Origin of the sequence: Mesorhizobium sp. M1A.F.Ca.IN.020.06.1.1 (assembly GCF_004023265.1) — a bacterium.
In the GTDB taxonomy this organism is placed as follows: Bacteria; Pseudomonadota; Alphaproteobacteria; order Rhizobiales; family Rhizobiaceae; genus Mesorhizobium.
Window position 1 is genome coordinate 1 of record NZ_RZSR01000159.1, and the last position, 8,467, is coordinate 8,467.

General features: G+C 64.0%; 9 protein-coding genes. 3 read left to right on the forward strand and 6 right to left on the reverse strand.

The genetic code is table 11. From position 1 onward, the window contains the following. Window positions 1-2,633, reverse strand: a 2,633-nt coding sequence (gene alaS, locus EOA60_RS09840) for an alanine--tRNA ligase (RefSeq protein WP_128311293.1), incomplete at its 3' end; no start/stop codon positions are given. A gap of 268 nt (window positions 2,634-2,901) precedes the next feature. Then, on the reverse strand, window positions 2,902-4,002 hold the full coding sequence (recA, locus tag EOA60_RS09845) for a recombinase RecA (protein ID WP_067328293.1): 1,101 nt from the start codon (window positions 4,000-4,002) through the stop codon (window positions 2,902-2,904). Between the two features lie 280 nt (window positions 4,003-4,282). Between recA and EOA60_RS09850 the strand changes: the two genes are divergently transcribed. Then, window positions 4,283-5,221 (forward strand): carbohydrate kinase family protein, encoded by a 939-nt coding sequence (locus tag EOA60_RS09850; protein ID WP_095825256.1) that lies wholly within the window; start codon window positions 4,283-4,285, stop codon window positions 5,219-5,221. A gap of 49 nt (window positions 5,222-5,270) precedes the next feature. Beyond that, complete coding sequence (locus EOA60_RS09855; protein ID WP_095825255.1) at window positions 5,271-6,188, forward strand: pseudouridine-5'-phosphate glycosidase; 918 nt, start codon at window positions 5,271-5,273, stop codon at window positions 6,186-6,188. A 3-nt stretch (window positions 6,189-6,191) separates the two neighbouring features. Here the strand turns inward: EOA60_RS09855 and EOA60_RS09860 are convergent, their stop codons facing one another. Next, entirely contained in the window at window positions 6,192-6,515 is a 324-nt protein-coding gene (locus EOA60_RS09860; protein WP_066995104.1) for a TfoX/Sxy family protein, read from the reverse strand. An 89-nt stretch (window positions 6,516-6,604) separates the two neighbouring features. On the opposite strand from EOA60_RS09860, the gene EOA60_RS09865 reads away from it, so the two are divergent. Beyond that, a complete protein-coding gene (locus EOA60_RS09865; protein WP_095825340.1) occupies window positions 6,605-7,102 on the forward strand; it encodes a GFA family protein in 498 nt (165 codons plus the stop codon). A gap of 8 nt (window positions 7,103-7,110) precedes the next feature. Here EOA60_RS09865 and EOA60_RS09870 read toward each other — a convergent pair whose 3' ends face one another. The 3 genes from EOA60_RS09870 to EOA60_RS09880 all read right to left on the reverse strand — a co-directional run. Next, window positions 7,111-7,629: a DUF2199 domain-containing protein gene (locus tag EOA60_RS09870; RefSeq protein ID WP_095825253.1), complete on the reverse strand. Its 519-nt coding sequence runs from the start codon at window positions 7,627-7,629 to the stop codon at window positions 7,111-7,113. Continuing rightward, window positions 7,630-8,016, reverse strand: coding sequence for a Fe-S cluster assembly scaffold SufA (gene sufA / locus EOA60_RS09875; protein ID WP_066995098.1), 387 nt, complete (start codon window positions 8,014-8,016; stop codon window positions 7,630-7,632). Window positions 8,017-8,124: 108 nt separating this feature from the next. Further along, window positions 8,125-8,467 (reverse strand): SUF system Fe-S cluster assembly protein (locus tag EOA60_RS09880; protein ID WP_128311294.1); only part of this gene is annotated, 343 nt, incomplete at its 5' end.

Here is an 8,467-nt window from a genome sequence, read left to right on the forward strand (position 1 = left end):
GCGTCGTCCGCCTTGGAGGCGTCGGGGCCGCCGGCTTGCGCCATATCGGGACGCCCGCCGCCGCCCTGCCCGCCAAGCGCGGCGGACGCAACACGGACGAGATCGACAGCGCTGAAGCGGCCGGTCAAGTCGTCGGTGACGCCGACCACCACGCTCGCCTTGTTGTCCTCGCCGGCGCCGATAAAGACGACCACGCCGGAGCCCAGCGTCTTCTTGCCGGCATCGGCAAGCGGCTTCAGGTCCTTCGGCGCGACGCCGCTGACCGCCTTGCCGAGGAAGCCGACACCCGCAACCGTCTCGTTGGTGGCCGGAGCATCGGCAACGGCCGCGCCGCCGCCAAGGGCCAGTTTCTTGCGCGCCTCGGCGAGCTCCTTCTCGAGTTTCTTGCGCTCCTCGAGCAAAGTCTCGACGCGCGCCGGAACGTCGGCCGGCGAGATCCTCAAGGTCGCCGCGGCTGCCTTCAGCCGCTTGTCCTGCTCGTCGAGATGCCTGCGCGCCGCCTCGCCGGTCAGCGCCTCGATGCGGCGCACGCCGGCGGCGACCGCGCTGTCCGACAGGATGCGCACAAGGCCGATATCGCCGGTCGACCTGACATGCGTGCCGCCGCAGAGCTCGACCGAATAGGGACGGTTGGCCTTGGCGCCGTGCAGGCCGGTGCCCATCGAAACGACGCGCACCTCGTCGCCGTATTTCTCGCCGAACAGCGCCATCGCGCCCTCGGCAATAGCATCGTCCACCGACATCAGCCGCGTCGTCACCGGACTGTTCTGCACGACGATCTCGTTGGCCATGCGCTCGACATCCTCGAGCTCCTCGGCCGAGATCGGCTTGTTGTGCGAGATGTCGAAGCGGAGGCGATCAGGCGCGACCAGCGAACCCTTCTGAGCGACATGGGTGCCCAGCACCTCACGCAGCGCCTCGTGGATGAGATGCGTCGCGGAGTGATTGGCGCGCAGCTTCGAACGGCGCGCGTGATCGACCTTTAGCTCCACGGCAGCGCCGGTCTTGATCGTACCGCGCGTCACCTTGCCCAAATGCACGAAAAGCCCGTCGGCCTTCTTTTGCGTGTCGGTGACCTCGATCGAGAAGCCGTCGCCGGAAATCATGCCGGTATCGCCCATCTGGCCACCGGATTCGCCATAGAATGGCGTCTGGTTGACGACGACGGCAACCGCGTCGCCCTGCCCGGCGCTGTCGACGATCTTGCCATCCTTGACCAGGGCCTGGATCAGGCCTTCCGCCTCTTCCGTCTCGTAACCGAGGAAATCGGTGGCGCCGGTCTGCTCGCGCACCGGGAACCAGACCGTCTCGGTCGCCGCTTCGCCCGACCCCGCCCAGTGCGCGCGCGCTTCCGCCTTCTGCCGCTCCATCGCAGCGGTGAAGCCGGCAAGATCGACCGAGATGTCGCGTTGGCGCAGCGCATCCTGCGTCAGGTCGAGCGGGAAGCCATAGGTGTCGTAGAGCTTGAAGGCCGTCTCGCCATCCAGCATGTCGCCGGCGTGCAGCTGTTCCGTCGCCTCCGAAAGCAGGCCGAGACCGCGGACCAGCGTCTTGCGGAAGCGCGTCTCCTCGAGCTTCAGCGTCTCGGTGATCAGCGCTTCGCCACGCACCAGTTCCGGATAGGCCTGGCCCATCTCGCGCACCAGCGCCGGCACCACCTTCCACATCAGCGGCTCCTTGGCACCGAGCAGTTGCGCATGGCGCATGGCACGACGCATGATGCGACGCAGCACATAGCCGCGGCCTTCATTGGAGGGCAGCACGCCGTCGGCCACCAGGAAGGATGACGAGCGCAAATGATCCGCGATCACGCGGAAGGATGCTGCGTTCTCCTGGTTGTGACCGTGCCCTAGCGCCGAGCATGCCGCATCGATCAAATGCCGGAACAGGTCGGTCTCAAAGACGCTCTCCACTCCCTGAAGGATCGAAGCCATGCGCTCCAGGCCCATGCCGGTGTCGATCGACGGGCGCGGCAGGTCGATGCGCTCGTCTTTCGTCACCTGCTCATATTGCATGAACACCAGGTTCCAGAATTCGAGGAACCGGTCGCCGTCCTCTTCCGGGCTGCCGGGCGGACCGCCCCAGATATGCTCGCCGCGATCGATGAATATCTCCGAGCACGGACCGCAGGGACCGGTGTCGCCCATCGCCCAGAAATTGTCAGAGGTCGGAATGCGGATGATGCGATCGTCCGAGAAGCCGGCGATCTTCTTCCAGTAGCCGGCCGCCTCGTCGTCTGTGTGATAGACGGTGACCAGAAGCTTGTCCTTCGGCAGGCCGAATTCTTTGGTGATCAGGTTCCAGGCAAGCTCGATCGCGCGCTCCTTGAGATAATCGCCGAACGAGAAATTGCCGAGCATCTCGAAGAAGGTGAGATGGCGCGCGGTGTAGCCGACATTGTCGAGATCGTTGTGCTTGCCGCCGGCGCGCACGCTCTTCTGCGCGGTCGCGGCGCGCGAATAGGACCGCTTCTCCAGGCCGGTGAACACGTTCTTGAATTGCACCATGCCGGCGTTGGTGAACATCAGCGTCGGATCGTTGCGCGGCACCAGCGGGCTGGAGGCAACGATCTCATGACCCTCCTTGCGGAAGTAGTCGAGGAATGTCGACCGGATCTCGTTCACGCCACTCATGGATACTGCCTTTTCGCGAAAACCGCCGGCCAGGCCGGCGGCAAATGGGCTTTCGTGTGTCAGAAGATAGATTGGCCTTTTAGCCGTAGCTCTTGACCCTGTCCAGAAACACGGAACCAAGGCCAATCCTCCGGCTGGGCGGCCTGTGCCCTCGCCCCCAAACGTAAACCGCCGGCACGAAGGCCGGCGGTTCGAACGCAGTACTAGGGAACTCGATTACATCAGCTTTAGATAATGGATCCGGATTATGGCCGAACTCCGGCAGTGCCTACATCGCGCCAGCCTCGTCTTCGAAGCTGTCGTCACCACCGCCTTCGGAGCCGCCGTTCTCGAGGAATTTTTCGGCGATCAGCCCGGCATTCTGCCTCAGCGCCAGCTCGATCTCGCGCGCCGTGTCCGGATTGTCGCGCAGGAAAAGCTTGGCGTTCTCACGGCCCTGACCGAGACGCTGCGAATTGTAGGAGAACCAGGCGCCCGACTTCTCGACCACGCCGGCCTTGACCCCGAGATCGACGAGCTCGCCGGTCTTCGACACGCCCTCGCCATACATGATGTCGAACTCGACCACCTTGAAGGGCGGAGCCAGCTTGTTCTTCACCACCTTGACGCGGGTCTGGTTGCCGACCACTTCGTCGCGATCCTTGACCGAGCCGATGCGGCGGATGTCGAGGCGCACCGAGGCGTAGAATTTCAGCGCGTTGCCGCCGGTCGTGGTTTCCGGCGAGCCGAACATGACGCCGATCTTCATACGGATCTGGTTGATGAAGATGACCATGGTGTTGGAGCGCGAGATCGATGCGGTCAGCTTGCGCAGCGCCTGGCTCATCAGGCGGGCCTGCAGGCCGGGCAGCGCGTCGCCCATCTCGCCCTCGATTTCGGCGCGCGGCGTCAGCGCCGCCACCGAATCGACCACCAGAACGTCGATTGCGCCGGAGCGCACCAGCGTGTCGCAGATCTCCAGCGCCTGCTCACCCGTGTCGGGCTGCGAGATCAGGAGGTTTTCGAGGTCCACGCCGAGCTTGCGGGCATAGACCGGATCGAGCGCGTGCTCGGCATCGACGAAGGCGCAGATACCGCCCTTCTTCTGGGCTTCCGCAACCGTGTGCAGCGCCAGCGTCGTCTTGCCCGAGCTTTCCGGCCCGTAGATTTCGATGATGCGGCCGCGCGGCAGCCCGCCAACGCCGAGCGCGATGTCCAGCCCGAGCGATCCCGTCGGCACGGTTTCGATCTCGACCACCTGCTCATTGGCGCCGAGCCGCATGATCGAGCCCTTGCCGAAAGCGCGCTCGATTTGCGACAGCGCCGCATCCAGAGCCTTTGATTTGTCCACTGCCTTATCCTCTACAAGCCGCAAACTATTCTGAGCCATGATACATCACCCCTTGGTCGTCAATGAAGGCCGGACAATCCGTGATCCCTGCCAGTTTGTACCTTTTTTGTTCTCATCTGGCAAGAGGCAGCAAATGACTGGAAAACAAATAATATCTGGATTTGTTCTATTTTTGTCTCACTAGAGATGGCGTGAACCAGTGCTGCTGATCCAAGCGAGATCTCGTTATCCGGGCGGCCCGAATCGCGACCCGATTGCGGGGCGATGCGCGGAAACCTAGTGTGCGCACGCAAACAATCAACGAGGTCACCTCCGCGGCATGCCGACATCCCCAAACATCCTGGCGCTGGGCGGCGCCCATATCGACCGGCGCGGCCAGGTCTCGGGCCCTTACGTGCCCGCCGCATCCAATCCCGGCATCATGCGCGAGGATGTCGGCGGCGGCGTCTTCAACGCGCTGCGCAGCATTGTGAAGCGCGGCGTCTCGGCCTCGCTGCTTTCGGTGCGCGGCGGCGATGCGGCGGGTGAGACCGTCGCATCGGCGATCGACGAGGCCGGCATCGCCGACCTTTCGGCGGTGTTCCTCGACCGCACGACGCCGAGCTACACTGCGCTGATCGACAGCGAGGGGGAGTTGATCGTCGGCTTTGCCGATATGGGCCTTTACGACCTCGCCTTCCCCAAGCAGATCCGCCGCGCCAAGGCGCGCGAGGCGATCGCCGAGGCAGACGCGATCCTCTGCGACGCGAACCTGCCAACGGCGGCCCTCGAGCGTCTGGTTGCGCAAGCCGGCGACAGGCCGATTTTCGCCATCGCCATCTCGCCGGCCAAGGTGGTGCGGCTGGCGCCGCTGCTCGGCAATCTTTCGCTGCTGTTCATGAACCGCCGAGAGGCGGCGGCGCTGGCTGGTGCGGATATTTCCGGCCGCGATCTTGTCGGGGAACTCAGGCGGCTGAGCTTGACGGCAGGCGTGATCACGGCCGGCAGTGCTCCGGTGCTCGGCTTCGACCAATCGGGCGTCTTCGCCATCGACCCGCCCTCCCCGCGACGAGTTGCCGACGTAACCGGCGCCGGCGACGCCCTGACCGGAGCAACGGTTGCCGCGCTGCTGCGCGGGCTGCCTTTGCGGAAGGCACTGCGCGAAGGTGTTGCCGCGGCGATGCTCGCCATCGAGAGCGCCGAGGCGGTACCGTCTTTCACCGCCGGCAGTTTTGGCCAGGCGCTTGCCCTTGTGCCCGAGGCACGGGTGGTGGCATAGGGCCACAAACTATCTTGCCGGAGTGTTTTCTCCGGAGTGGAGAACGGACATGACGCCCGAAACCGCCCGCCCCTTCATCGACATTCATCCGCCAGTGGCGGAGGCGCTTGCCGCCGGGCGGCCTGTGGTGGCGCTGGAAAGCACCATCATTACCCACGGTATGCCATACCCCGACAATGGCGCGATGGCCGCCAAGGTCGAGCAGATCATCGCCGAGAGCGGCGCCGTGCCGGCGACGATCGCCGTGGTCGATGGACGCATCAAGATTGGCCTTTCCGATGGCGAGCGCGAATCGCTTGCCATGACCGGCGACGCCATGAAGCTGTCGCGTGCCGATATCGGCTTTGCCGTCGCCCAAAAGCGCACCGGCGGCACCACCGTGGCCGCCACCATGATCGCCGCGCACATGGCCGGCATAAAGGTCTTCGCCACCGGCGGCATCGGCGGCGTCCACAAGGGCGCCGAAAAGAGTTTTGACATCTCGGCCGACCTCGACGAGCTGGCGCGCACGCCGGTCGTCGTCGTCTCGGCCGGCGCCAAGGCGATCCTCGACATCGAAAAGACGCTGGAAGTGCTGGAGACGCGCGGCGTGCCAGTCATCGGCCATGGCTGCGAGACCATGCCAGCCTTCTGGTCCAGGCAATCGCCCTTCCGCGCGCCGCTGACGTTGCACGCGCCTGAAGATATCGCGCATTTCTATCATATCCGGCAGGCGCTCGGCCTCGGCGGCGGCATACTGGTCGCCAATCCGGTGCCGCAGAACGACGAGATCCCGGCAGCCGAGATGGACGGCTACATCCAGGCCGCGCAAAAGGCGGCCGAAGCGCAGAACATCACCGGCAAAGCCGTGACGCCGTTCCTCCTGTCGAAGATTTTGGAGCTCACCGGCGGCCGCAGCCTTAAGACCAACATCGCGCTGGTCGAAAACAATGCGCGGCTGGCGGCGGAGATCGCGAAGGCGCTGTAAGCCTTATCTGCCCGCGCGCCGCCCCGCTTCATAAGCGCGCCGCGCCCAGACCGCCATTTCGTCGGGATCGTCGAAGGCGCTGTCGGGAACGCTCCAATAGGGCATCGCCACCTCCTTGCCGTGCCGCGAGCCGGTATAGGTCCATTGGCTACAGCCGGCGGCCTCGAATTCGGGGATCGTCTCCTCGTCGGCCTTCAGCATCAGTTCGCCGCGCACGACCACCGCGACGATGACGCCGTCGCAATAGATGCCCTTGCCGCCGAACAGTTTTCGGATGCTGATCGGCCCCAGGCTCTCGAACAATTCTTCGAGGCGGTCATTGTCCATGCCGCAATCATCTCATCCAGCATGGGCCTTGTCATCGCAGCAACCAACAGCATGCTGACGGGTTGAGACATGAAATGGAGTTTCGCGCCATGCCTGTCCTGCTCAAAGGCTCCTGCCGCTGCGGCGCCGTCCGCTTCGAGGTGGAAAGTCACACGCCCGTGCCGTTCATGCTCTGCTACTGCTCGATCTGCCGCAAGCAGCAGGGCGGCGGTGGTTTTGCCATCAATCTCGGCGCCGACAACGGAACGCTCAAGGTCACCGGCAAGCCCAATCTCGGCGTCTACCGCGCTGAGATCGAGGACGACGAGCATCCGCACTGCGAGGTCTCGACCGGCGAGCGCAATTTCTGCAAGAATTGCGGCGCCGCGCTCTGGCTCTACGACCCGACTTGGCCGGACCTCGTCCACCCCTTCGCCTCGGCGATCGACAGCGACCTGCCGAAGCCGCCGGAAAAGGTGCATCTGATGCTGAAATACAAGGCGAGCTGGGTCGAACCGGCGATCGGCAAGAACGACAAGGTGTTCGAGCTCTATCCCGAAGAATCGATCGCCGACTGGCACAAGCGCACCGGCTTGTGGGTGGACTAGCCTGAAATCTAGCAGCGATGGGTTAGCGCAACCCAGCGCTCGATCTGCCTCACATCCACCCCTTCGCGCTGCGCGGCGACCAAGGGGTGGTCTGCATCATGCAGAAAAACCCTGGGACGCAGATTGCCGGGCTGAAACACAACATTGGCATGCAGGTGCATCGAGCTCGGATACTCAGGAATGTCGTGCATCAAATACCCGAAGCAGAGCTCGTCCTCATATTGGCCGCTATCATACCCGGCTCGATAGACATTCCAGCTTCTTTCCGAGACCGACATCCAAACACCGAAACAGAACTCTTCGGACAACTGAGGTACCGGCAAGGGCAGCAGGCAACGAATGAAGCGGTCTGTTTGCCCCGTGGCGTAGCTCACCACGCAAAAATCGTCGTTCTTGCGGAAAGTCGACCGAGCTACCTCGTCAAGCGCGTCTGGATTCACCGGTGCGCCAAAGGCTATATCGGTGGGAAGTCCGGTGAACTCCTGGTCACAGCAGGCACATCGCCAGCGATATGCCTCGGCGCTCACCTAAGCAGCGCTTGAAGCGCGCGCCTCCGCCAGCGCCTTGAGATCGGCCGGCTTCAGCTCGACGGATTCGCCGCAGCCGCAGGCCGAGCTCTGGTTCGGGTTCCTGAAGGTGAAGCCGGTTCGCAGCGTCGTCTGCTCGAAATCCATCTCGGTTCCGAGCAGGAAAAGCGCCGCTTCCGGCGCGACATAGACGTGCGCGCCGTCGCGCTCGATATGATCGTCCTTGGGGTTGGGCTCGGTGACCAGATCGACCGTGTATTCCATCCCGGCGCAGCCGCCCTTCTTGATGCCAAGACGGATCCCATGCGCGTTGTCGCGCGTAGCGACGATCTCACGCACGCGGTCCGCGGCCTTGTCGGTCATCGTGATGACGGCGAAGCGTCCCATGTCATTCTCCACGTTCGCGCGGGTTCAAGGCCCGCGGAATGAGTCTGCCTTTAAGATGGTGAAGTTTCACCTTTGCTGCAAGCCAGCCAACCTTAGTGGGGTCGCTGGCTAGTACCATCCAACCGCGACCTGCGCCTCTTCCGACATCCGGTCGGGTGTCCACGGCGGGTCGAACACCATGTTGACCTCGACGCCCGAAACCCCCTCCACGGCGCCGACGGCGTTCTCGACCCAGCCCGGCATCTCGCCGGCCACCGGGCAGCCCGGCGCGGTCAGCGTCATGTCGATCTTGACCGTCCGGTCGTCCTCGATGTCGATCCTGTAGACGAGGCCGAGCTCGTAGATGTCGGCCGGGATTTCCGGATCGTAGACAGTCTTCAGCGCCGAGACGATATCGTCGGTCAGCCTCGCCAGCTCATCGGCGGGGATCGCTGAGGCTGAGACGAGGCCG

What these genes read in the sequence shown, in the direction of transcription:
- recA (WP_067328293.1), bottom strand. Translation starts at nt 4,002, where the DNA reads ATGGCTCAGAATAGTTTGCGGCTTGTAGAGGATAAGGCAGTGGACAAA.
- EOA60_RS09850 (WP_095825256.1), top strand. Translation starts at nt 4,283, where the DNA reads ATGCCGACATCCCCAAACATCCTGGCGCTGGGCGGCGCCCATATCGAC.
- EOA60_RS09855 (WP_095825255.1), top strand. Translation starts at nt 5,271, where the DNA reads ATGACGCCCGAAACCGCCCGCCCCTTCATCGACATTCATCCGCCAGTG.
- EOA60_RS09860 (WP_066995104.1), bottom strand. Translation starts at nt 6,515, where the DNA reads ATGGACAATGACCGCCTCGAAGAATTGTTCGAGAGCCTGGGGCCGATC.
- EOA60_RS09865 (WP_095825340.1), top strand. Translation starts at nt 6,605, where the DNA reads ATGCCTGTCCTGCTCAAAGGCTCCTGCCGCTGCGGCGCCGTCCGCTTC.
- sufA (WP_066995098.1), bottom strand. Translation starts at nt 8,016, where the DNA reads ATGGGACGCTTCGCCGTCATCACGATGACCGACAAGGCCGCGGACCGC.